Raw genomic sequence first — 21,886 nt, 5'->3', positions numbered from 1 at the left:
CCTGGTTTCGGTTAGAAGTTGTACTTGTCGATGTTCTCCGTGTTGAAGACGGTCGGCGGACCGACGATCACGAGTCCGCCTTTTTCGACTTTGCGTTCGCCGAGTTCGCCGGCCGTGAAGGTGTCTCCTTCGGCGCCGGTCATCTTGCCGTCCTGCAGAGCCTTGCCGGCGAACGCCGCAACATAGCCGAGCTGGGCGGGATCCCACAGTGCGAATTCCTTGACGGTTCCGTCCTTGACGAACGGGCGCATTTCATTGGGCAGGCCCAGTCCGGTGAGGGCTACCTTGCCCTTGTAGGCGGACGTCGAGAGGTACCGGGCGGTGGCCGCGATGCCGACCGTGGTCGGGGAAATGATGCCCTTCAGGTTCGGGTGCGCCTGCATGAGTCCCTGCGCCTCCTGGAAGGACTTGGTGTCGTTGTCATCGCCGTAGACCTTGGCCACGAGTTTGATGTCCTTGTACGCCGGGTTGGATGCCAGCTCCTCCTCCATGAACTTGATCCACGCGTTCTGATTCGTGGCGTTTGCAGTAGCCGACAGGATGGCGATTTCACCGCTGCCGCCAATCTGCTCGGAAATCAGTTTGGTTTGGATCAGGGCCACGTCCTTGGCCACCACCTGGCTGATGAACACGTCGCGGCAGTCGGGGTTGGCGTCCGAGTCGAAGGCGACAATCTTGGCGCCGGCTGTCCGGGCTTCCCCCAGGGCCGTACAGACGGCGTCCGGGTCATTCGCCGCGATCACAATGACGTTGGTGCCGGCCTGCGTCTCGGCATTGATGAAGGACACCTGGCTGGACGCGGACGCTTCGAGCGGTCCGACGACCTGGGAGGAGGCGAAGCCCGCATCGGTGGCGCCCTTCTTCCCGCCGCCCAGGACAACGTCGGTGTACGGGTTGTTCAGCTGCTTGGGGATGAACGTGATTTTCAGGTCCCCGCCCGCTGCCGGGCTGCTGCCACCGGCAGATCCCGAGCCGCTGTTGCAGGCTGTCAGCGCCAGCGCGGCCACGGCGGTAATGGCCGCCAAGGTCGCCAAACGGCCGGTCCGGCCTGTGTTCTTGCGGTTCAACATCATTGTTCTTCCCTTTTCCTCGATCGGTAGGTAAATCCGGTCCCGGGTGGGCACGGTTGCGGGTGGGCAGGTTTTTAGGGGGTCTTGCGGGCGAAACTTCGGCGGACCCGCCGGGTGTGCCGCCATTGTTTGATGGCCGAGCCGATGCTCGGGGCCACCACGGAGAGGATCAGGAGCAGCCCGGTCACGGTGATCAGCACAACGTCCGACACGCGGGCCAGCCGGAGGGCGTAGTTGAGTGTCCCGATCAGCAGAACGCCGGCGATGACACCGGGGATAGACCCCTTGCCGCCGAAGATCGACACGCCGCCAAGGAGCACAGCGGCGATGACGGCCAGTTCCAGGCCGGAGGCGTTGTCGCTGCGCGCGCTGGTGTAGCGCAGCGTCCAGTAGATGCCCGCCAGTGCCGAAACGGCGCCGGACGCTACGTAGAGCCAGAATTTGCTGCCGGCCACGTTGATGCCCACAAAACCGGCGGCTTCCTTGCTGTAGCCCATCGCGAAGAGCCCGCGACCGAAGGGCGTGAAGTGGAGCAGGACCCCGAAGAAGATCATCACCAGCACGACGCCGATCATGACTGTCGGGATGCCGGTGCCGCCGAGTTTGGAGGTGAAGAACGCCGTGAGGGGCTTCGGGAAGTTGGCCACGGCGTTGTCTCCGATGATCACGAGGGCCAGGCCCCGGAACAAGGCCAGGGTGCCGATGGTGACCGCCAGCGACGGCAAGCCAAGGACGGCGATCAGGAAACCGTTGAACATTCCGGCCGCTATTCCGGCCAGCAGGCTGATGGCGAGCACCAGCCAGATGTCCATGCCGCCGGCCCAGAGGACACCCATCAGGGCGCTGGTCAGGCCAGCGGTGCTGGCGACGGAAAGGTCGATTTCGCCGGTAATGATGATCAGCGTCATGGGCATCGCTATCAGCAGGACCGGGATCACATCCAGGAGCAGGAATCCGGTGGTGACCGGTGAGGCGAAGCGCGGGATGGCGATAGCTGCGTAGATCAGGAACGCGGCCAGGGCGTAGATGGTGATGGCGTCGCGGCCGGTCAGGATCCGCGCGGCGCCTGTCCGGCCCTTGGGTTCGCTGGCCAGCGGCTTGGTACTGTCAGCCACGGGAGCCGGGGCCGCGCTGGTGGTCGATGTGGTCTCAGACATTGCGAGCCTCGCTTATCCGCAGTTTCTTGGCTGTGCGCAGGCTGGCCACGCGGTCGATGATGATGGCGGTGAGGATCAGCACGCCGACGATGGCCTGCTGCCAGAACTTGTCGACCCGCAGTGCGGTCAGGGAGCTGGTGATCGTGGTCAGGAGCACGGCGCCGAGGGCGGCCCCCGCCACGGACCCGCTGCCGCCGAAGATGGCCACGCCCCCGACGACGGCGGCGGCAACTACCGTCAGTTCCATGCCGGTGCCCGTGGTGGCGCCGACCGAGTTGAAGCGGCTGGCGTACAGCACGCCGGCCAGGCCGGCCAGCGCCCCGTTGGCCAAGAAGGCCAGGAATACCCGCTTGGAGACCTTGATCCCGAAGGCGGTAGCCGCATCCGGGTCCGAGCCGATGGCGTACAGGTCCCGGCCCGGACGCGTGCCGGCCATGTAGACCGCCACGGCGATGACGACGACGATGGCGAGGAGCGTGATGATGGGGAACCCGAGCACGGTGTCCACCGAGAGGGCGCCGAAGGCGTCCGGCCGGTCGCCGGCAAAGAACTGCTTGCCGCCGGCCCAGGCGTTGTTCAGACCGCGGAACACGTACAGGGTGCCGAGGCTAATGACGAGGGCGGGGACCTTGGCCACCGTCACCAGCAGGCCATTCACGGCGCCCAGCAGTGCCCCGAAGGCCGTCCCGATGCCGAAGACGGCGACGATCGACAGATCAGGCATGGCCGAGAAGACGGAGCCGGTGCCGAAGGCAACCAGGCCCAGCATGGAGCCGACGGAGAGGTCGATGTTCCGGGTGATGATGAGCAGGGTCTGCCCCGCTGCCAGGATCATGATGATGGTGGCGTTCAGGAGGAGGTCCTTCACACCTTGGGGCGTGAGGAACAGCGGGTTGATCAGGTAGGTGACGAGCACCAGGATCGCCAGCGCGATCAGCACCGGCAGTTCGCGCAGCCGCAGCACCGAGGCCATGGTGCCCCGCGCGCCGGCGGCGGCGGGCGCCGTCGTCGTTGCTTTCTTATGGTCCAGAGCTGAGCTCACGGGGTTCCTCCTGCTGAAGACGTTGCTGCGTGCATGACCGATTCGGGAGTCGCGCCTGCCCGGTCAAGTTCCGCGGTGATGCGGCCCTCACGCATGACCAGGACCCGGTCCGCCATGCCGAGGACCTCCGGCAGTTCGGACGAGATCATCAGAATGGCGATGCCCCGGCCGGCGAGGTCGGATATGAGCCGGTGGACTTCGCTCTTGGTTCCGACGTCGATGCCGCGGGTAGGTTCGTCGATGATGAGCAGCCGGGGGTCGGTGGCCAGCCATTTGGCAAGCACTACCTTTTGCTGGTTTCCGCCGGAGAGCGTGGAAACGGCATGCTCCTGCGAGCCGGTCTTGACCTGGAGCCGCTTGCTCCAGTCCTGCGCTGCACGGCGCTCCGCTGCGCCGTTGATCAGGCCCGCCGTCGCAAACTTGTTGCGCAAGGTGAGGGTGACGTTCCGGGCCACGGACAGGTTCATGACGAGGCCCTGCTTGCGGCGGTCCTCGGGAACGAAGCCCATCCCAGCGGTGATCGCCGCCTGCGGATCCCGTGGCTTGAGTTTCCGGCCCTCGAAGCTGATCTCGCCGGCGTCGTAGGGATCGATGCCGAACACGGCGCGCGCCACCTCGGTGCGCCCGGCTCCGACGAGGCCGGCCAGCGCGACGATCTCTCCTGCACGGACCTCGAAGCTGATGTCCCGGAAGACACCGGCACGGCTAAGCCTATCCACCTTCAGGACCACATCCCCGATCTCCGCCGCTGTCTTGGGGAACAGGGCTCCGATGTCGCGGCCAACCATCTCCCGGACGATCTGCTCCACCGTCACGTCTGCGGTCCGGTGGGTGGAGATGTACCGGCCGTCCCGCATGACGCTGATCCGGTCGCACAAGTCAAAAACCTCGTCGAAGCGGTGTGAGATGAAGAGGATCCCGGTCCCCTTGTCCCGGAGGCTGCGGGCTACGGCAAACAGCCGCTCCACTTCCACGCCGCTGAGTGCGGCGGTGGGTTCGTCCATGACCAGGACTTTCGCGTCCAGCGAGATGGCCTTGGCAATTTCGATGATCTGCTGGTCCGCGATGGACAGGCCCTCGGCGATGCGTGTGGGGTCGATGGGGACACCGAGCCGGTCGAACAGCTTGTGCGCCTCCCTGACCATGGTGGCCTTGCTGATCAGTCCAAACCGTCCCTTGGGCTGGCGGCCGATGAAAATGTTCTCGGCGACGCTGAGGTCGGGAAAGAGCGTGGGCTCCTGGTAGATCACGGAGATCCCGGCGGCCTTGCTCTCGCCGACATTGCGGAACTGGACGCTCTCCCCGCCAACCCGGAAGTCCCCGGAGTCCGGGTGGTGCAGGCCTGCCAGGATTTTGACCAGGGTGGACTTCCCGGCGCCGTTCTCCCCGACCAGCGCGTGGACTTCGCCGGCCTGGATTTCAATGGTCCCGTCGGCCAGGGCGACCACGGGGCCGAAGGTCTTGGCGGCGTGGGAGAGGGAGAGGACCGGCCCGGATGAATCCCCAGCGGGACCGGATCGGGAACTGTTTGTCTGCTGCATAGATTAACCGCACCTTTGGGGCTTAGTGAACAACGCAATGAATCGTTTCATAACGTGCTGTGATTTGAATCATAGGGGTTCGGACCGGTGTCGTCAACAGGGCTCAACCGTCCGCATCGCATCATTTTGATTCGTTTCATTTGAAAGGGTTCAAAACTGGCTTCGGACGGTATCCTGAAGAGAGTATTTTGCGCACTTCCGCCCCGCCCGTCCCTCTTTCGCGGCGGCGGGGTCCACTTTCAGGAGCTCACGAAATGGTTTCAGCCAGCGTCAAGGACGTCGCGGCACTGGCCGGCGTCTCCGTCGGGACGGTCTCCAACGTCCTGAACCGGCCGGAAAAGGTCTCTGCCGACGTCATGGTCCGGGTCCAGTCAGCCATCGACAAACTGGGCTTCGTTCGAAACGACGCCGCCCGCCAGCTCCGGGCCGGGATGAGCCACAGCATCGGCTTGGTGGTGCTCGACGCCGCAAACCCCTTCTTCACGGACCTGGCCAGGGGGGCCGAGGACCGCGCCGCCCAGGAGCATTTCACCGTACTGGTGGGCAACAGCAATGAGGACGTGGAACGGGAATCTGCCTATCTGGATCTCTTTGAACAGCAACGCGTCCGCGGAGTCCTGCTCTCACCCGTGGGGAACGTGATCCCTCGGCTGGAACAGATGCGGAGGAGGGGCATCCCCACAGTGCTCGTGGACCGCCAGACTGACAACCTGAGCTTTTCCTCCGTCGCTGTGGATGATCTGGCCGGTGGAGAAATGGCCGTTGCACACCTGCTCTCCCTCGGCCGCCGGCGGATCGCGTTCGTCGGCGGACCGGTCAGCATCCGACAGGTGACGGACCGCCTGTCCGGGGCACTTAAAGCCATGGAAATGGTCAGCGACGCAACCATGGAGGTCGTCGAAACAGAATCGCTGACGGTGCTCTCGGGCCGGGCCGCGGGCGAGGCCATCCGCCACCGGCCCGCGGCCGACCGGCCGGACGCGATCTTCGCGGCCAACGACCTCCTCGCCGTAGGAGTCCTCCAGGGCCTGATGCTCATGGGCGGTGTCCGCGTTCCGGAGGAGATAGCCCTGATCGGTTACGACGACATCGAGTTCGCGGCCGCCGCCGTCGTGCCGCTCTCGTCCATCCGGCAGCCGAGCGCCCTGATTGGCTCCACCGCTTTGGAGCTGCTGCTGCGGGAGGCCGTCGCCGAGCCCGGGTTTGAACCCAGCCAGGTGGTGTTCCCGCCGGAGCTGGTAGTCCGGGCATCCACCCTTGCTTGAGGCGATGCCGGTCCCGGCTCCGCGAGGCACCCGCCTGATCGATCACGGATTAGTTTCAACAATTGAAATCAGGCATCGTGCTGCGCAGCAATCATCGGCAATCTTGAGTCGGCACCCTGTGTGGACCAGACATGGAACTGACAGGAAAGAAGGAAGCGATGTCCCTCAGTGTTGAGGAAAAGAAGCAGTAGCTCCCGGTGGCGAATGCGCTGCCGGGCGAGGCGGTCACCTACCACATGGCCTCGGGGCGGGGGTGCCCGCTACGAGATCAACGGCAACCTGATCACCGTGATCGCGCGGGCGGCGGACACCGCTGGAATCTTCAGCGCCGCCTACATTTCCGGCGGTATGGGCGCGGAATCTCCGTTTGTCAGCCACGCGGTGGAACACAAGACCCTCTACGTCTTCGACGGCATCCTGCACGTCTGGCTTCCGGGTGAGAGCCGCATCCTCACACCGGGCGATTCGGAACGCGGCCATGCGGTCTCCGTCAGTCGGAGCAGGACGCCGGGCGGACCCTTCGAGCCGCATCCGAATAGCCCGGCCTTCAGCCACCGCTGCTCCAGTTCAGAATGTGGGCCACGCCGACCTCGTTGAGACCGGCGACGGCGGCTGGGCGGGTCTGTCTGGGCATGCGCCCTCGCGGCGTAGTTCCCGGCTTCCACGTCCTGGGGCGGGAAACGTTTGTCTCGGGCATCACGTGGGAGCATAGCTGGCCGCGGTTCGATGAGGACCCATACGCAGTCCCTGCCACGGACACGTCATATTCTGAGGACTTCGCCTCCGAACTCCCCACGTCGGTGGATATCACCGGGCAACGAATTCACGTCTTTTACCGCCAAACGCCCCGAAGGCGCCCTCATCACCGGTGGCGGCACTGATCCCGCCCCCATACTGGCAACCAGGGTCCCTGACTTTCTGTGGAGTGCCCGCGCGACGATCAACCCCTCGCCGGACGCGACCGTGTGACCGGCGCATCGGTCAGCCGAGGCAGCGCCGTCCTGGAACGGTTAGACTACACCGCCACTTGACACCCTTGGTGGCGGAGACTAGGACTTGCCTTGTCGCGTCCAACCACCAGCCTAGGAGCAGCTATGGAGACCACGGCCTACGGAATTGTGCACTTCTTCCCTGGCGGCACCAAGGAGCAGTACGAGGCGTCAATTGCCGCCGTCCATCCAGGCGAGGGGCTCCTGCCGGAGGGCCAGATCTTCCACGCCGGCGGCGAGTCCGCGGGTGGATGGACGATCATGGCCGTCCATGAATCGAAGGAGAGCTGGGAGAAATTCCGCGACACGATCCTCGTGCCCCGGATGCAGCAGGGCATCGAGGGCGGCTTCGCCTCTCCGCCCGAAGAGACTGTCATAGATCTCTACAAAGTCATGCCCTAGCGCACCAGGCAGTTCCTCCAGAACGTGAGAGGATTCAGCCCGCCGAACGCCGCCCGTCAGCTCGGCGGCTCCCTCGGCCTCGGCATCCTCGTTGCCGTCGCCGCCGCTGCCGGCTCTTCATCCACGGCCGCCGCATCCCTGGCCCGGGGCATACCGGCCGCGTTCACCGTTGGCAGCGTCATGCTCGCCCTGGCTGCCCTGCCCGTCATCGTGCTCATCATTCCTGCCCGGCAGCATCCCGCGAAAGCCGGGTAACCGGCCACGACGGCGGGGCGGACACCGGCTGCCGCTCGGGAGGGGGTACTGCCAGTACCCGTATCAGCAGGGACTCCCTCGCGCGCTCTTGTGCCTGTTTACTGGATGGGAAGCCACCCGGGCCGCCCACTACAGCTGGAACCAACGTCCGCCGATTCCCACTCAGACCAATGCAAAGGATTCTCATGCGAGCGACAGTCATGTACGGCGCCGGAGACGTGCGCGTGGAAGATGTGCCCGGCGCGGCCATCAAGGAAGCGGGCCACGACCTCGACGGCGTGCGCGCTGGCTACAGCGCCATGGCCAGCCGCGAGGCACTCAAGGCCCTCGTTCGCCCTTGACCCTTCCGGAATAGCCGCGCCCCCGAATCACCTATGAACCAATCAACCAACACTGGAGAATCATTGTTTACGGTTAACGCTTACGCCGCCCCCTCCGCGACCGGACCCCTCGTCCCGACCACCATCAACCGCCGGGACGTCGGCCCGCGCGACGTCCTGATCGAGATCAAGTTCGCCGGCATCTGCCACTCGGACATCCATACCGTCCGCGGCGACTGGGGTCCCCAGTCCTACCCGCTCGTTCCCGGCCACGAGATCGCCGGCATCATCACCGAGGTCGGCCCCAAGGTCACCAGGCACAAGGTCGGCGACCGCGTCGGCGTCGGCTGCATGGTCAACTCCTGCCGTGAATGCGCCAACTGCCGGGCCGGCGAGGAACAGTACTGTCTCGCGGGGAACACCGGCACCTACGGGGCGGTCGACCGCGACGGAACGATCACCCAGGGCGGCTACTCCACCCACGCCGTGGTGACCGAAGATTTCGTGGTCACCATCCCCGACGGAATCGAGCTCGACGCCGCGGCACCCCTGCTGTGCGCGGGCATCACCACCTACTCCCCGCTGCGCCACTGGGGCGCCGGCCCCGGCAAGAAGGTCGCCGTCGTCGGCCTCGGCGGCCTCGGGCACATGGCCGTCAAACTCGCCCACGCCATGGGCGCCGAGGTCACCGTCCTGTCCCAGTCCCTGAAGAAGCAGGAAGACGGACTGCGCCTGGGCGCGGACCACTACCACGCCACGAGCGACGCCGGGACCTTCGAGACGCTCGCGGGAACCTTCGACCTCATCGTGAACACCGTCAGCGCCCCCATCGACATCAGCTCCTACCTGCAGCTGCTCACCCTCGACGGCGCCCTGGTGAACGTGGGAGCGCCGGCGGAGCCCCTCCCGGTGAACGTGTTCTCCCTCATCATGGGCCGCCGGTCCTTCGCCGGATCCGCGATCGGCGGCATCCGCGAAACCCAGGAAATGCTCGATTTCTGCGCCGAACACCACCTCGGCGCAGAAATCGAAGTCATCCCGGCCAGCAAGATCAACGACGCCTACGAACGCGTCCTAGCCTCCGACGTGCGGTACCGCTTCGTGATCGACGCCTCGACGCTGAACTAGCGGCAAACACCCGCCCGCATATCAACCCAGAAGGAGACACATTGGAAATCGAGCCCAAGCAGCCGAGCGTCAACGGCCCGGCCGCAATGTTCACCGGCGATGTCTGGTTCGACGTCATTGCCGCTCCGCAGCCCGAACCGTCCCGTATGCGCGTCAACGCGGTGCACTTCGCCCCGTGCGCACGCACCGCCTGGCACTCCCATGCTGTCGGCCAGACCCTGCACGTCACCGAGGGCGTCGGACTGGTCCAGTCCCGCGGCGGCGACGTCGTCGTGATTAAGCCCGGCGACACCATCTACACCCCGCCAGGTGAATGGCACTGGCACGGCGCCGCACCGGATCACTTCATGACCCACCTGGCGATGTGGGAAGCCCTGGGTGAGGGCCAGGGGCAGGAAACCCAATGGGGCGAGCATGTCAGCGACGAGGAATACGGCATGAAGTAGCACCCGCCGCGGGCAGCGGGGGGTCCCTCCGGCAGGAGGACCCCCGCATGCCCAGTACCGTTCCCAACCGCTCCCATCCACCAACATGAAAGTCGCCACTCATGATCCAGGAACAGCCCGGGCCGAGGTCCGGACCGGAATCAGAATTCGATCCGGACTCCCCCGCGGAACAGCCGGAATCCTCCCTCAGGTCCTTGATCGACCGCATCGAAGACGAAATGGCGACCCTGCAGTTCAGCAACTTCAGCCAGACCGAGGCGCTCGCCCTTGGACTGCTCCTCGTGGAGCTGGGCACCGCACGAAACCTCGCGATAGCGATCGACATCCGCAGAAGTGCACACATTCTCTTCCACGCTTCCCTGGCCGGAGCAACCCCGGACAACGAGATCTGGGTCGAACGAAAAAGCCGAACAGCGGAACAGTACGCAGAGCCATCGCTTCTGGTCGGCCTGCGAGGACGACTCGGCGGCGGGAGAATCGAGGACAACGGCTGGTTCGATCAGTCGCGCTATGCCGCACACGGTGGAGCATTCCCCCTCTATGTGAGGGGAACAGGACCCGTGGCAACAGTTACGGTTTCCGGGCTGCCGCAGAAAGCGGACCACGATCTTGTCGTCGAGGCACTGACCTCATTCGGACGCACTACCGAGCGCAACCACCAGCCTGACCGGTGAGCTGATAACAGGATCCCGCTCCCTCCGTAGTGGCCGACGCTCCGGACACTTAACACCCAGCGGCGGCCGCACGCACGGCTTCGCGCACCGTCGTGGCTGGCCGGCCAATGAGCTTGCTGAGGTCTCCACTGGTCACCAGCAGCTCACTGCGGCCGATGCCGAGGTCGCTATCGGCCAGGATGGCTGCGTAGGCCTCCGGCAGCCCGGCACCTACCAGCACCTCCGTGTACTGCTGCACCGGCAGATCCTGGTACTGCACTGGGCGTTGGGTGGCCGCACTGACTTCCGCGGCCAGCTCGGTCAGGGTGAACGACTGGTCGCCTCCGAGCTCGTAAACCTTTCCGGCTTGGTCCTCCAGCAGCAGTACAGCAGCGGCAGCCTGGGCGTAGTCGGCACGGGTAGCGGCACTGACCCGGCCGTCCCCGGAGCTGCCGAGCACGGCTCCGTGCTGGAGGTAGGTGGCAAGTTGTCCGGTGTAGTTCTCCAGGTACCAGCTGTTGCGAAGCAACGTGAACGGAACACCAGAATTCTGCAGGGCCATTTCCGTGCCCTGATGCTCGGCTGCCAGCTTCATCCCGGCCCGGTCGGCGTTCGCGATGCTGGTGTAGGCGATCAGGCCCACGCCGGCCTGCTTTGCGGCCTCGATCGCATTCCGGTGCTGCTCAACGCGCTGGCCGACCGCGGTGCCGGAAACGAGCAGTACCTTGTCCGCGCCGGCGAACGCCTGGCGCAGGGAAGCCGGGTGGTCGAAATCGATCGGCCGGACCTGGACGCCGCGGTCTGCGAGGTCGGCGAGCTTGGCGATGTTCCTGCCCGCGGCCACGAGCTGGTCCGCGGGAACATTGCGCTCGAGGAGTGCTTCAACAATAAGGCGGCCGAGCTGTCCGGTGGCGCCGGTGATAACGATAGTCATGGTGGTCCTTTCACCGATGGGAGGCTGATACCCATGGCAACTGCACCGCAAGCCCTTTGCTTCCCAAAAGAGAGTACGCACTTTCAGGTAAGGTACTGATATGAAAGTAAGTACAGCGCCCACCCCATCAGCTGGCCCGGGGTTAGATGAGATCTTTCCCGCTGGTTGTCCCAGCCGGACGGTCCTTGACCACGTTTCCAGCAAATGGGGCGTGCTGATCCTGGTGGCGCTGTCGAAAGGCCCACACCGCTGGAGCGAGCTTCGCCGCCGGGCCGAGGGCATCAGCGAGAAGATGCTGGCCCAGACCCTTAAGACTCTGGAAGGTGACGGGTTCATCCGCCGCGATGCCCAGCCCGTCATCCCTCCCAGGGTTGACTACAGCCTCACCGGCCGTGGCCACGAACTTGTCGCCCTGCTGCTCCCGCTGGTCACTTGGATAGCCGACCACGCCACCGAAATCGTCACTGTCCGACGTCCCGTAGAGTCCGATCCCAGAGAATGATTCCGCAGCACTTCCGAATGAGAGAATCGCGTTGTGACTGATCTTGACCTTGATGTCCGCTGGTTTGCCGGCGCCCGGTCCCGCCGGGGCAGGGGCGCCTCCCCGATCCAGGTCCACAGGGCGGCGCCGGATACCGTCATTCTCCGGCAGAGCATCACGGACAATTACGAAGCGCCGTTCCTCTACCTGTTGTTCGGCAAGGACCGTGCCTTGCTTCTGGACACCGGTGCGACGGCGGACGCCACGACGTTTCCGCTGCGGGAGACAGTCGACGCGCTCATCGAGGCGTGGCTTCTGGACCAACCCAACGCGGCCTTCGAACTCATCGTCGCCCACTCGCACGCCCACGGTGATCATGTCGCCGGGGACGGGCAGTTCGCTGATCGGCCTGGCACCCGGGTGGTGGGCCATTCGGTCGGGGACGTTGCCGGGTTCTTCGGCCTGGACGACTGGCCGCACGGGGCGGCGGAGTTGGACCTCGGCGGCCGCGTACTGGATGTGATCCCGACGCCGGGGCACCATCCCTCCTCAGTCACCATCTACGATCCGATAACCGGAGCCCTACTGACCGGAGACACGGTCTACCCGGGCCGGCTCTATGTCCGGGACTTTCCGTCCTTTGAGGCCTCCATCGACACCCTCTGCGCGTTCAGTGCGGAGCATCCGGTGAAAGCTGTCCTTGGTGCACACATCGAAATGCCGACCCAGCCGTTCGGCGACTTTCCGCTCGGCTCGACCTGGCACCCTGACGAGGCTCCCCTGCCACTGACGGTCCGGGATCTGCACGCGATCAGGGACGCGGCCGCCGCGGTTGCCAACCGGCCGGGCGCACACCGGTTCTCCAACTTCATCATCTGGAACGGTCCGTGCCGGCTGGAATCTGCGGTCCACTTCGGCCGCCTCCTCCTGTTCCGGCTCTGTCGCCGATAGCCAATCCCGCTGGTTGCGTCCAGCATTTCGTGCCGCGCCGGTTTCCGGTCGATCACCCGCAGCCGCCTCCGGCGGGCGGAGGCTTTCCCTTGTTTACCTGAAAGTCCGCGCGACCCGTGGCCTTCGCCATGACCACGGTTAGTAATGACGGCCGTGTGTCCGGGGAGAGCCGCGGTCAGGTTCTCGGCTGCCCCTAACCATGAACAGTCGCCGAAGAACTCAAGGGCGGCGCGTTGACTCAGGGAAGAATCCCCCGCTCGCCCCCTGATCCGTTTCCCCAATGTTTTAGGGCCCGCGATGTCCGACGCCGGGCACCGCGGACTGAAGTCCCGGTTGGAGACCGCGGGTGCGGGACGCCCTCTAAGCCGGGTGGGAGCGCCGGTAGATGACATACTCGGCCACTGCCAGATTGATCAACCAGGCCGTGCCCAGGAGGACAGCCCGGGTCAGCTCGTCAGTTGGGCCGACAAGCAGCAGCCAGGGGATGCTCACGAGGGCCTGCGTCCCCGCCGCGACGCCGATTGCATAGCCGCGGGTCATCCACGCGCTGTGCCGCACGAAGTCCCGGCGCCGGATCGCAACGAGCCCCAGAACGATGCTCGCCACCATTGCCGAACCGAAGATCAGCCGCAGGACCAGGAGTATGACGCCGTCGCCGGCCGGGAGGGGGTAGAAGACCGCCATCCATAAGCCGGAGAGGGCGGCAAGCAGGCCGGCGGGGATGAGGATGCCTCCGGCGATGCGGTGCCAGCCGCGTCGGCCTCGAAGCGAGGGAACGAACTGGAACGCCCCGAGCATGCTGTAGACGGTGACACAGACAATGTGCGTCACCACGGGGACGGGAGAGGCGAAGAACCGCGCGTTCTGCGGTGTGATCGCGGCGCCGCCCGATAACTCGGTCAAACGCATTGCCCCGAATATCACCGGGATAAGGCTTAGGAGGATCAACGCGGTGGGTACCGGCCACTGGGCCCGGCGCCTCGATCGAGGACCTGCGGGCGTGCGGACGATGATGGATTCCGTTGGCATGGCGGGCCCTCCGCTTCGGTGATGTACGGCGTACACCTTATGAGCCCAACCGTAGGTGTACGGCGTACACTTGTCAATGGGAGGGTGCTAGGGAAAGCCGCATTCTGTTGAACACTCTGGGCCATCCCGATGTTCCTGCTGATCGACACACGTTCGCCTCGTGCTGCTGCGGGACTCACACTTCACGGGCTTCCCCGACCGTAGTTTCAAGGGCGTCAAGGGACGAGCGCCGAAGCCCGCCCGCCGCTGACATGCCCCGATGAACTCGCCCCCGCCACGTCGGCCCCGAAGGTCGATGACCGGGCGGAGGCGGCAGCCGGGGCGTTAGACGAGGGCGATATCCGAGGGATGCATGGCCAGGGGTGTTACCTCGATCTTCATGTATGGGAAGAGCGGCAGCCGCCAGAGGATTTCATGCAGGTGCTCGTTGTCCTTGGCGTCGAAGATGCTCAGGTTGGAGTATTGGCCGACGCAGCGCCAGATGTGCACCCAGACGCCGGAGCGTTGCAGCTCCTGTGAGTAGGCCTTCTCGCGCGCAAGGGTGTCGGTTTTGACCTGTGGATCCATCTCCACGGGTATGTTTACATCCATTTTCACAGCGAAGAGCACTTGAGTACCTTTTACTTTCTTGTTGGCAGGAGCCAGGCGGCTGGCCCTGCGTATGTACAGGGCCAGCCAGCTTGATTAGGCGGGGTCCAGGACGAAGTTGTACGTGACCTCGTTGCCCCCGCCGCCGGCGGCGGGCGTCGGATCAAGGATGAGCTCGGGCTTCACCGCGGAAGCGATGTCGTCAGAGATGTGCTCGTCGCCCTTGAAATAGAGCTGTGTGGTGATGGGCAGGTGGCCGGGCGCGGACACGATCAGGTGCAGGTGCGCTGGGCGCCAGGCGTGCCACCCGGCCGCGGCGATGAGCTGCCCGCAGGCGCCGTCGGTGGGGATCTGGTATGGCGCGGGCTGCATCGTGCGGATGTTGAAGCTGCCCTGACCGTCGGCGACAACGGTCCCGCGGAGGTTCCATTCGGGCAGACCCGGGGCGTACTGGGAGTAGAAACCGGCGTCGTCGGCGTGCCAGATCTCCACGTGCGCTCCGGCCAGCGGCTGACCGGACAGGTTCGTGACCTGGCCTTGGAAGGACAGCGGTGTGCCGGCCTCGTCCCCGCGCATCGGCAGGGTCGCCACCGCGGGCAGCTCGGGGGCGTTCGGCACGTAGTACGGGCCTTCGATGGTTCCCTTGCTGCCGTGGCGGTTCTCGTTGGCGACTTCCTCGACGGAGTGTTCTATCCAGACGTCAAGGAACAGCGGCCATTCCCCGTCCTGGCCGACCTGGATTAGCCACGCCTTCAAGGCGTTGTATTCGTCGTACGTCACCTTGTGGCGCCGGATCGTGTCATTGACGGCGTTGATCACCCCGGAGGCGAGCAGGTTGACACGCTCCTTGCTGGCCTGAACGCCGACCTTCTTGTTTTCCCTGAATCGTTCAGTCGCCGACGCGCCCGAAGCCGCGGCGGTTGCCTGCTGCTCGCTGAGTTCCTGTGTCATTTCATTGCTCCTAATTTCTGTGCTGTTCCCGGCGGTTCCGTCGGGACGGGATTATTTGGGTGGCGCCAGGGCTAAGTGTCCTGGCGGTATTTGGTGAGTTTTTCCGGGTCAATTTCGATGCCCAGACCGGGCTTTTGACTGATGGCCAGGATTCCGTCCGTGATCTGAAGCGGTTCGGCCAGCAGATCGTCCTGCATGTCCAGGAAGTTGGACAGTTCGCCGGCACGCTGGGTGGTCAGTTTGAACGCAGAGCCGAAGGCCACCGCGCACGCAGTGCCGATCTGGCTGTCAATCTGGTTGCCGATAACCACTTCTACGCCGAGTCCCTCGCACTGGTACAGGACGCGCTGGGAATAGGTGAATCCCGTCCGTGCCGTTTTGATGCTGATCGCGGTTGCGGATCCGCCCAGCAGTTCCTTGGTGACCTCCCCCGGCCGCACTGCGCTCTCATCGGCCACAAACGGGATACGGCTCTGGGTGACCAGCCAGCGGCGTCCCAGAACATCATCGGCGGGGCACAATTCCTCTGCCAGGGTCAGGTCCAGATCATCCATCGCCCGCAGTGCCCGGGCAGCCTCGGATGCCGTCCAGCCGCGGTTGCCGTCGACATACAGTTCGACGTCGTCCCCGAGCCCCGCACGCAGCGCCCGGCAGACCTCGACGTCGAGCATGAACGGCTTGCGGCCGACCTTGACCTTGAAGGTGGTGATGCCGTACTCGGAGCGGATCCGCTCGGCTTCGGCCACCATCTCCGCCGGCGGGGCAAAGCCGACCATGTGCGCAACCCTCATGTGGTCCGTGTAACCGCCCAGCAGTTCCGTGACCGGACGGTTCAGGGACTTGCCCAGGATGTCCCAGATGGCCATGTCTACCGCGGACTTTGCCGTCGGGTTGCCCACCGTGCGGTTCATCCGCTCGTGAATGACTTCACGCTGCAGGCAGGACAAGCCGATGATGGCGGGCGCAATGATATTGCCGACGACGTCGATGATGGAGGCCTGTGTTTCGCCGTAGGTGAAGGGCCTCGGCGGTGCCTCGGCCTCGCCGACCAGACCGTCCTCCGTGTGCACGCGGACCAGAACATGCTCCGCTACGCGGACCTCACCGCTGGCAAAGCGCAGCGGCTTCTTGTATGGGATGGCGAACGGAATCGCCTCAATTTTGGTGATTTTCACGCGGTTTCCCCGATGCTGTGGTTGGACATAAAAACATTGCTTGACGCCAGGACTTCCAGGAGTCTGGCCAGCAGCGGCAAGGGGTCGTTTTCCCGCCAGGCCAGCGCGAGGTCAATCATGGGTGCATCATCCACAGCGACGAACGCGACGCCGTCGAGCCGGAACGAGCGGACGGAATCCGGCACGAGCGCCACCCCAAGACCGCCGGCAACCAGGGACAGGACAGTGGAAGTCTTGGTCGCCTCATGCTCCCTGCGGACAACGAACCCTGCTTTGAGGCAGGCGTGCACCACCGCGTCATTGACCACGGACCCCGAACCGGCGGGGTACATGATGAAACCTTCGTCCCTCAGCTCCGCCATGCTCACGGATTCCCGCCGGGACAACCGGTGCTGAGCAGAGACGATCAGCACCAGCGGCTCCCGGCCGACGAGCCGGGAGGAAATCCCCGGGGTCCGCGTTGGCGGCCGGAGGAAGGCTACGTCCAGCTCGGAATTGGCCAGCGCCTCCTCCTGCTCCGGTGTGAGCATCTCGGTGTGGATGTCCAGGGAAACACCCGGCATTTCGGCCTTGACGATGCGGACGAACTCCGGCAGCTGCCGGTACGACGCCGAGCCGGTGAATCCGACCCGGAGCCCGCCCAGCTGGCCGTCGCCGAACCTCTTGACTCGGTCTACCGCCTCATCCACGGACTTCAGGATCCGCAGGGCGTCGTCGTAAAACACGGCGCCGGCGGGGGTGAGGCTGACATTGCGGGTGGTGCGGGCCAGAAGCTCAACACCGATTTCCGCCTCAAGGGCCCGGATTTGCTGTGACAGCGGGGGCTGGGCCATGTGCAGGCGCTCGGCGGCCTGGCCGAAGTGGAGCAGCTCGGCGACAGCAACAAAATAACGCAGATGCCTTAGCTCCATTGCCTCACTCCCAAATCTTGTGTGCTACGGGACACACTCATGCCCGGCTCCCAGCGTACGAGCAGTCATTGAGGTTAAACAAATACTCATAAATGCAGAATTGATACTTCCTGCATCTCAATAAAACCCTTGGTCGACCCTAGGCATAACCCCAGTGTGATGCACGCCACCCCCTGTGACACTGAAACGAGACCCGTGAATTGCCGATCCTATTCGGCGCCTATTTCAACCCTTATTGGAGGAACCGTGAGTAAAACTCTGGACAACGTCCACACCAGGCTCGAAGGCGCGCTGGTGGAAGACGAAATCAACGGCATTTACCGTGTAGACAGGGGCATCTTCACCGACGAAGATATTTTCGAACTCGAAATGAAGCACATTTTCGAAGGCAACTGGGTGTACCTGGCGCACGACAGCCAGATCCCCAATGTGGGCGACTACTTCACCACGTACATCGGCCGCCAGCCGATCGTCATCTCCCGCAACAAGGAAGGCGACCTTAACGCCCTCATCAACGCGTGCAGCCACCGCGGCGCCATGCTGTGCCGCCGCAAGACGGACAACCGCACCACCTTCACCTGCCCCTTCCACGGCTGGACCTTCAACAACTCCGGGAAACTGCTCAAGGTCAAGGACCCCCGCGATGCCGGCTACCCGGAACAGTTCAACAAGGACGGCTCCCACGACCTGACCAAGGTGGCCCGGTTCGAGAGCTACCGGGGCTTCCTCTTCGGCAGCATCAACCCGGACGTCAAAACGCTTGAAGAGCACCTGGGCGAAACCACCAAGATCATCGACATGATCGTGGACCAGTCCCCGGACGGACTCGAAGTCCTGCGCGGCGCCTCCACCTACACCTATGACGGCAACTGGAAGCTGCAGGCCGAGAACGGCGCGGACGGCTACCATGTATCGGCGACGCACTGGAACTATGCGGCCACCACCGCCCGGCGCACCACCGGCGAGTCCACCAACGAGACCAAGGCCATGGATGCCGGCGGCTGGGCCAAGCAGAAGGGCGGCTACTACTCGTTCGACCACGGCCACCTGCTGCTGTGGACGGAATGGCTGGACCCGTCCAATCGCCCCCTGTTCGACCGCCGCGACGAGCTGGTCGAAAAGTACGGCGAGGCCAAGGCGGACTGGATGATCAATATCTCCCGCAACCTCTGCCTCTACCCCAATGTCTACCTAATGGACCAGTTCGGCTCCCAGATCCGCCACTTCCGCCCCATCTCGGTGGACAAGACGGAGGTCACCATCTACTGCATCGCGCCCAAGGGTGAAAGCGACGCGAACCGCACCAACCGCATCCGCCAGTACGAGGACTTCTTCAACGCCTCGGGCATGGCCACCCCGGATGATCTGGAGGAATTCCGTTCCTGCCAAAAGACCTACCTGGCTACGGCCTCCCCGTGGAACGATCTGAGCCGCGGTGCAACCCATCAGCTGACCGGCCCGGACGAGAACGCCGACAAGATCGGCCTCAAGCCGATCTCCAGCGGCACCAAGACCGAGGACGAGGGTCTGTACCCCATCCAGCACGGCTACTGGCTGCAAACCATGCGCGCCGCCGCCGAGCAGGCAAACACCAGCGGACAGCCCGGAGACGGCCACGCCCCGGACCACCACAACCACAGCAACTGCGGCTAGCGGGAGAAGACCATGAACACCGCCACCATCAGCGCCGTCATCACCCGGCACGCCGTTGAAGACTTCCTGTACCGCGAAGCCCGTTTCCTGGATGACAGGGAATTCGACAAATGGCTGGACTGCTACCACCCGGACGCCGAATTCTGGATGCCGGCATGGGCAGACGATGACAGGCTCACCGGGGACCCGCAGCGCGAGATCTCGCTGATCTACTACTCCAACCGCGGAGGCCTCGAGGACCGCGTCTTCCGCATCAAGACGGACCGCTCCAGCGCCACCAGCCTGCCCGAACCCCGCACCGGGCACAACATCACCAACGTGGAAATCATCGGGCAGCGCGGTGACGTTGTTGATATCCGCTTCAACTGGTTCACGTTGTACTACCGCTATCAGAACATCGACCCGTATTTCGGCACGTCGTTCTACACCATCGATTACTCCGGAACTCAGCCGGTGATCACCAAAAAGAAGGTCGTTCTGAAGAACGACTACATTCACCACATCGTGGACATCTACCACATCTGATTTGTCCGGCCCTGAGCCTGAAAAGAGAGTTTCCATGAGTCATCAGATTGCCCTGAGTTTTGAGGACGGGGTCACCCGGTTCATCAAGTGCTCCCCCGATGAAACGGTTGCCGACGCGTCCTACCGGGCCCGCATCAACATTCCGCTGGACTGCCGCGACGGCGCGTGCGGCACCTGCAAGTCCTTGTGCGAGTCCGGGACGTTCGACGGGGGCGACTACATTGACGAAGCGCTGACCGAGGACGAGGCCGCGGCCGGCTTCGCGCTGCCCTGCCAGATGCGTCCGCTCAGCGACCTGGTCCTGCAGATCCCGACGACCTCGGACGTGGCCAAGACCGAAGCCGGCACCCATGCCTCCACCATCACGGAGATCCGGCGCCATTCCGGGACCACGTTCGGTTTCACCCTGAAGCTGGCGGACCGGGATGCGCTGGCGTTTCTGCCCGGCCAGTACGTCAACATCGCCGTACCGGGCACCGAGGTCGCACGCTCCTACTCATTCAGTTCAGGGCCCGCTGACCAGGATGTCTCCTTCCTGATCCGGATCACGGACCAGGGAGCCATGTCCTCCTACCTGCGGGACACCGCCCGGGTGGGCGACCAACTCGATTTCACCGGCCCCATGGGGAGCTTCTTCCTGCGCGAACCGAAACGGCCGGCACTGCTTCTGGCCGGCGGCACCGGGCTCGCCCCGCTGCTGTCGATCCTGGAGAGACTGACCACCGTGGAGCTCGAGCACCCGGTGCACCTGGTCTACGGCGTCTCCACGGACACGGACCTGGTGGAGCTGGACAAGCTCGAACACTACGCGTCCGTGATCGACCGGTTCACCTTCGACTACTGCGTGGCGGACCAGGCCAGCAGCGCACCGAACAAGGGTTACGTCACCGGGCTGATCGGGCCGGAGCATGTCAACGACGGCGACGTCGACGTCTATCTCTGCGGGCCGCCCGCCATGGTGGAGGCAGTGCGCCAGTGGCTGAAGACGAAGGACATCACGCCGACAAATTTCTACTACGAGAAATTTGCGCTGGCCGTGCCCGCCGGCGCAGAGCCTGTCCTCGCTGAGCCCGCCGGCGCAGAGCCTGTCCTCGCTGAGCCAGCCGCCGCCGAGCCTGCGGAAGCAGCTGCTTCCGGCACCTATGAGATCGGGGAGGAACACCTCGCCCTGGCCGATTCAGACGCGCAGTTTGACGCCCGGATGGCACTGGAACTGGGCGCCGTCGAACTGACCATGGGCCGCCTGACTCCGGAGCAGCTGACCGAGTACCGGATCCTGGCCGAATTGTCCTCCGCCACGATCAGCGCCGACCGGTTCCTCGACGCGGCGGCATTCACCGATACCAACGCCGCCTTCCACGAATACCTGTTCAACTGCACCGGCAATGAATTCCTGCTCCAGGCGTACCAGCGCCTCGATGTGAAGAACTACATGACCCGGGTTCTGCGCAGTGGCCAGTGGGTGGACGAGAGTGTGCCCCTGGATCACCTCGAGCTGGTCCAGGCCTTCGAGCGCAAGGATCTGTCCGCAGCGCGCAACATCGTCGTCTCGCACTCCGCGCGCGCCAAGGCCACCATGCGCTCCTCCATCGAACAGAGCCACTCAGAATGAGCGGTACAGTGCTGGCCGGCCGTTTCGCCGGGAAAAATGTTGTGGTCACCGGAGCCGTACAGGGGATCGGCCTGACCGTCGCCAAACGGCTGGTAGCCGAGTCGGCCGCCGTCGTCCTGGTGGACCGCTCCGAGCTGGTGTACGAGGTGGCCAAGGAACTGAACGACGGCGGCGGCAACGCCCACGGCGTGGTGGCGGACCTGGAACAGTACGCGGACTGCGACGCTGTGATGGCCGAAGCCAAGCAGCATTTTGGCCGGATCGACGTCCTGATCAACAACGTGGGCGGCACGATCTGGGCCAAGCCCTTCCAGTATTTCGAACCGGAACAGATCCAGGCAGAGGTGCAGCGGTCGTTGTTCCCCACCCTGTGGTGCTGCCGGGCGGTTCTCCCGTACCTGGTGGAACAGCAGCACGGCGTGATTGTCAACGTCTCTTCGGTGGCCACGCGCGGCGTACACCGGGTACCGTACTCCGCTTCCAAGGGTGGGGTGAACGCGCTGACCGCTGCCCTGGCCATGGAAGCGGCTCCACACGGCATCCGTGTGGTCGGCACCGCCCCGGGCGGAACCGAGGCACCCCAGCGCAAAGTTGCCAGGGGGCCGGCCGCCCAGGATGCGCGGGAGGAAGCGTGGTATCAGGGCGTCGTCGATCAGACGGTCGAATCCTCGCTGCTGAAGCGGTACGGAACCCTCGATGAACAGGCCGCCGCCATCGTCTTCCTCGCCTCGGATGAGGCGTCCTACATCACCGGCACCATCCTGCCGGTGGCTGGCGGAGATCTCGGCTGACAATCCTGCTTGAACGC

The 21,886-nt window shown here is 64.5% G+C and carries 23 protein-coding genes; 13 read left to right on the top strand and 10 right to left on the bottom strand.

Annotated features, from left to right (window positions below; all coding sequences use genetic code 11):
- Positions 1-11: 11 nt before the first annotated feature.
- From rhaS to ACQCSU_RS00445, 4 genes are all read right to left on the bottom strand, one after another.
- A complete protein-coding gene (rhaS, locus tag ACQCSU_RS00460) occupies positions 12-1,073 on the bottom strand; it encodes a rhamnose ABC transporter substrate-binding protein (protein WP_426977600.1) in 1,062 nt (353 codons plus the stop codon).
- A gap of 71 nt (positions 1,074-1,144) precedes the next feature.
- Positions 1,145-2,227 carry an ABC transporter permease gene (locus ACQCSU_RS00455; protein ID WP_426977598.1) on the bottom strand — a complete coding sequence of 361 codons (1,083 nt, stop codon included), beginning with the start codon at positions 2,225-2,227 and terminating at the stop codon, positions 1,145-1,147.
- Entirely contained in the window at positions 2,220-3,269 is a 1,050-nt protein-coding gene (locus tag ACQCSU_RS00450) for an ABC transporter permease (RefSeq protein WP_426977597.1), read from the bottom strand. The genes ACQCSU_RS00455 and ACQCSU_RS00450 overlap by 8 nt, the downstream gene beginning before the upstream one ends.
- Positions 3,266-4,810, bottom strand: a complete 1,545-nt coding sequence (locus tag ACQCSU_RS00445) for a sugar ABC transporter ATP-binding protein (protein ID WP_426977595.1) — start codon at positions 4,808-4,810, stop codon at positions 3,266-3,268. The genes ACQCSU_RS00450 and ACQCSU_RS00445 overlap by 4 nt, the downstream gene beginning before the upstream one ends.
- Before the next feature lie 254 nt (positions 4,811-5,064).
- Here ACQCSU_RS00445 and ACQCSU_RS00440 point away from each other — a divergent pair, with 254 nt between their 5' ends.
- The 7 genes from ACQCSU_RS00440 to ACQCSU_RS00410 all read left to right on the top strand — a co-directional run bounded on the left by ACQCSU_RS00440 (position 5,065) and on the right by ACQCSU_RS00410 (position 10,289).
- Complete coding sequence (locus tag ACQCSU_RS00440; protein ID WP_426977593.1) at positions 5,065-6,075, top strand: LacI family DNA-binding transcriptional regulator; 1,011 nt, start codon at positions 5,065-5,067, stop codon at positions 6,073-6,075.
- A gap of 1,094 nt (positions 6,076-7,169) precedes the next feature.
- Positions 7,170-7,466, top strand: a complete 297-nt coding sequence (locus ACQCSU_RS00435; RefSeq protein ID WP_426977592.1) for a hypothetical protein — start codon at positions 7,170-7,172, stop codon at positions 7,464-7,466.
- Between the two features lie 24 nt (positions 7,467-7,490).
- The gene (locus tag ACQCSU_RS00430; protein WP_426977590.1) at positions 7,491-7,721 is read left to right on the top strand and encodes a hypothetical protein; all 231 of its coding nucleotides are present in this window, start codon (positions 7,491-7,493) and stop codon (positions 7,719-7,721) included.
- Positions 7,722-7,906: 185 nt separating this feature from the next.
- Entirely contained in the window at positions 7,907-8,062 is a 156-nt protein-coding gene (locus ACQCSU_RS00425) for a hypothetical protein (RefSeq protein ID WP_426977589.1), read from the top strand.
- 63 nt (positions 8,063-8,125) lie between these two features.
- Positions 8,126-9,169 carry an NAD(P)-dependent alcohol dehydrogenase gene (locus tag ACQCSU_RS00420; protein WP_426977588.1) on the top strand — a complete coding sequence of 348 codons (1,044 nt, stop codon included), beginning with the start codon at positions 8,126-8,128 and terminating at the stop codon, positions 9,167-9,169.
- 41 nt (positions 9,170-9,210) lie between these two features.
- Entirely contained in the window at positions 9,211-9,615 is a 405-nt protein-coding gene (locus tag ACQCSU_RS00415) for a (R)-mandelonitrile lyase (RefSeq protein ID WP_426977586.1), read from the top strand.
- Between the two features lie 101 nt (positions 9,616-9,716).
- Positions 9,717-10,289, top strand: coding sequence for a heme-degrading domain-containing protein (locus ACQCSU_RS00410; protein WP_426977585.1), 573 nt, complete (start codon positions 9,717-9,719; stop codon positions 10,287-10,289).
- A gap of 49 nt (positions 10,290-10,338) precedes the next feature.
- On the opposite strand, the gene ACQCSU_RS00405 is transcribed toward ACQCSU_RS00410, so the two are convergent.
- Positions 10,339-11,202, bottom strand: coding sequence for an SDR family oxidoreductase (locus ACQCSU_RS00405; protein WP_426977584.1), 864 nt, complete (start codon positions 11,200-11,202; stop codon positions 10,339-10,341).
- Between the two features lie 100 nt (positions 11,203-11,302).
- Here ACQCSU_RS00405 and ACQCSU_RS00400 point away from each other — a divergent pair, with 100 nt between their 5' ends.
- Positions 11,303-11,704, top strand: a complete 402-nt coding sequence (locus ACQCSU_RS00400) for a winged helix-turn-helix transcriptional regulator (RefSeq protein WP_426977583.1) — start codon at positions 11,303-11,305, stop codon at positions 11,702-11,704.
- Positions 11,705-11,737: 33 nt separating this feature from the next.
- Complete coding sequence (locus ACQCSU_RS00395) at positions 11,738-12,634, top strand: MBL fold metallo-hydrolase (protein WP_426977582.1); 897 nt, start codon at positions 11,738-11,740, stop codon at positions 12,632-12,634.
- Between the two features lie 360 nt (positions 12,635-12,994).
- Here the strand turns inward: ACQCSU_RS00395 and ACQCSU_RS00390 are convergent, their stop codons facing one another.
- The 5 genes from ACQCSU_RS00390 to ACQCSU_RS00370 form a co-directional block, all read right to left on the bottom strand.
- Positions 12,995-13,543: a DUF2306 domain-containing protein gene (locus ACQCSU_RS00390; RefSeq protein WP_426977581.1), complete on the bottom strand. Its 549-nt coding sequence runs from the start codon at positions 13,541-13,543 to the stop codon at positions 12,995-12,997.
- Positions 13,544-13,987: 444 nt separating this feature from the next.
- Entirely contained in the window at positions 13,988-14,230 is a 243-nt protein-coding gene (locus ACQCSU_RS00385; protein ID WP_426979894.1) for a muconolactone Delta-isomerase, read from the bottom strand.
- Positions 14,231-14,347: 117 nt separating this feature from the next.
- Positions 14,348-15,202, bottom strand: coding sequence for a catechol 1,2-dioxygenase (gene catA, locus ACQCSU_RS00380; protein ID WP_426977580.1), 855 nt, complete (start codon positions 15,200-15,202; stop codon positions 14,348-14,350).
- 71 nt (positions 15,203-15,273) lie between these two features.
- Positions 15,274-16,377, bottom strand: a complete 1,104-nt coding sequence (locus tag ACQCSU_RS00375) for a mandelate racemase/muconate lactonizing enzyme family protein (RefSeq protein ID WP_426977579.1) — start codon at positions 16,375-16,377, stop codon at positions 15,274-15,276.
- A complete protein-coding gene (locus tag ACQCSU_RS00370) occupies positions 16,374-17,288 on the bottom strand; it encodes a LysR substrate-binding domain-containing protein (protein ID WP_426977578.1) in 915 nt (304 codons plus the stop codon). The genes ACQCSU_RS00375 and ACQCSU_RS00370 overlap by 4 nt, the downstream gene beginning before the upstream one ends.
- Positions 17,289-17,534: 246 nt before the next feature.
- On the opposite strand from ACQCSU_RS00370, the gene benA reads away from it, so the two are divergent.
- Genes benA through benD form a run of 4 tightly spaced genes read left to right on the top strand, consistent with a single transcriptional unit; the run spans position 17,535 to position 21,869 of the window.
- On the top strand, positions 17,535-18,941 hold the full coding sequence (gene benA / locus ACQCSU_RS00365) for a benzoate 1,2-dioxygenase large subunit (RefSeq protein ID WP_426977577.1): 1,407 nt from the start codon (positions 17,535-17,537) through the stop codon (positions 18,939-18,941).
- Positions 18,942-18,953: 12 nt separating this feature from the next.
- Complete coding sequence (benB, locus tag ACQCSU_RS00360) at positions 18,954-19,466, top strand: benzoate 1,2-dioxygenase small subunit (protein ID WP_426977576.1); 513 nt, start codon at positions 18,954-18,956, stop codon at positions 19,464-19,466.
- A 34-nt stretch (positions 19,467-19,500) separates the two neighbouring features.
- Entirely contained in the window at positions 19,501-21,078 is a 1,578-nt protein-coding gene (gene benC, locus ACQCSU_RS00355) for a benzoate 1,2-dioxygenase electron transfer component BenC (RefSeq protein WP_426977575.1), read from the top strand.
- Positions 21,075-21,869 carry a benzoate diol dehydrogenase BenD gene (gene benD, locus ACQCSU_RS00350; RefSeq protein ID WP_426977573.1) on the top strand — a complete coding sequence of 265 codons (795 nt, stop codon included), beginning with the start codon at positions 21,075-21,077 and terminating at the stop codon, positions 21,867-21,869. Before benC ends, benD begins: the two co-directional genes overlap by 4 nt.
- Positions 21,870-21,886 lie beyond the last annotated feature (17 nt).

Source organism: Pseudarthrobacter sp. O4, assembly GCF_050157025.1.
In the GTDB taxonomy this organism is placed as follows: domain Bacteria; phylum Actinomycetota; class Actinomycetes; order Actinomycetales; family Micrococcaceae; genus Arthrobacter.
The sequence above is the reverse complement of the archived record's forward strand: the minus strand, read 5'-3'. Positions and strand labels throughout refer to the sequence as shown.

Coding starts and splice junctions, on each gene's coding strand:
- rhaS (WP_426977600.1), bottom strand. CDS start 1,073: ATGATGTTGAACCGCAAGAACACAGGCCGGACCGGCCGTTTGGCGACC.
- ACQCSU_RS00455 (WP_426977598.1), bottom strand. CDS start 2,227: ATGTCTGAGACCACATCGACCACCAGCGCGGCCCCGGCTCCCGTGGCT.
- ACQCSU_RS00445 (WP_426977595.1), bottom strand. CDS start 4,810: ATGCAGCAGACAAACAGTTCCCGATCCGGTCCCGCTGGGGATTCATCC.
- ACQCSU_RS00440 (WP_426977593.1), top strand. CDS start 5,065: ATGGTTTCAGCCAGCGTCAAGGACGTCGCGGCACTGGCCGGCGTCTCC.
- ACQCSU_RS00435 (WP_426977592.1), top strand. CDS start 7,170: ATGGAGACCACGGCCTACGGAATTGTGCACTTCTTCCCTGGCGGCACC.
- ACQCSU_RS00425 (WP_426977589.1), top strand. CDS start 7,907: ATGCGAGCGACAGTCATGTACGGCGCCGGAGACGTGCGCGTGGAAGAT.
- ACQCSU_RS00410 (WP_426977585.1), top strand. CDS start 9,717: ATGATCCAGGAACAGCCCGGGCCGAGGTCCGGACCGGAATCAGAATTC.
- ACQCSU_RS00405 (WP_426977584.1), bottom strand. CDS start 11,202: ATGACTATCGTTATCACCGGCGCCACCGGACAGCTCGGCCGCCTTATT.
- ACQCSU_RS00400 (WP_426977583.1), top strand. CDS start 11,303: ATGAAAGTAAGTACAGCGCCCACCCCATCAGCTGGCCCGGGGTTAGAT.
- ACQCSU_RS00390 (WP_426977581.1), bottom strand. CDS start 13,543: ATGCGTTTGACCGAGTTATCGGGCGGCGCCGCGATCACACCGCAGAAC.
- ACQCSU_RS00385 (WP_426979894.1), bottom strand. CDS start 14,230: ATGGATCCACAGGTCAAAACCGACACCCTTGCGCGCGAGAAGGCCTAC.
- catA (WP_426977580.1), bottom strand. CDS start 15,202: ATGACACAGGAACTCAGCGAGCAGCAGGCAACCGCCGCGGCTTCGGGC.
- ACQCSU_RS00370 (WP_426977578.1), bottom strand. CDS start 17,288: ATGGAGCTAAGGCATCTGCGTTATTTTGTTGCTGTCGCCGAGCTGCTC.
- benB (WP_426977576.1), top strand. CDS start 18,954: ATGAACACCGCCACCATCAGCGCCGTCATCACCCGGCACGCCGTTGAA.
- benC (WP_426977575.1), top strand. CDS start 19,501: ATGAGTCATCAGATTGCCCTGAGTTTTGAGGACGGGGTCACCCGGTTC.
- benD (WP_426977573.1), top strand. CDS start 21,075: ATGAGCGGTACAGTGCTGGCCGGCCGTTTCGCCGGGAAAAATGTTGTG.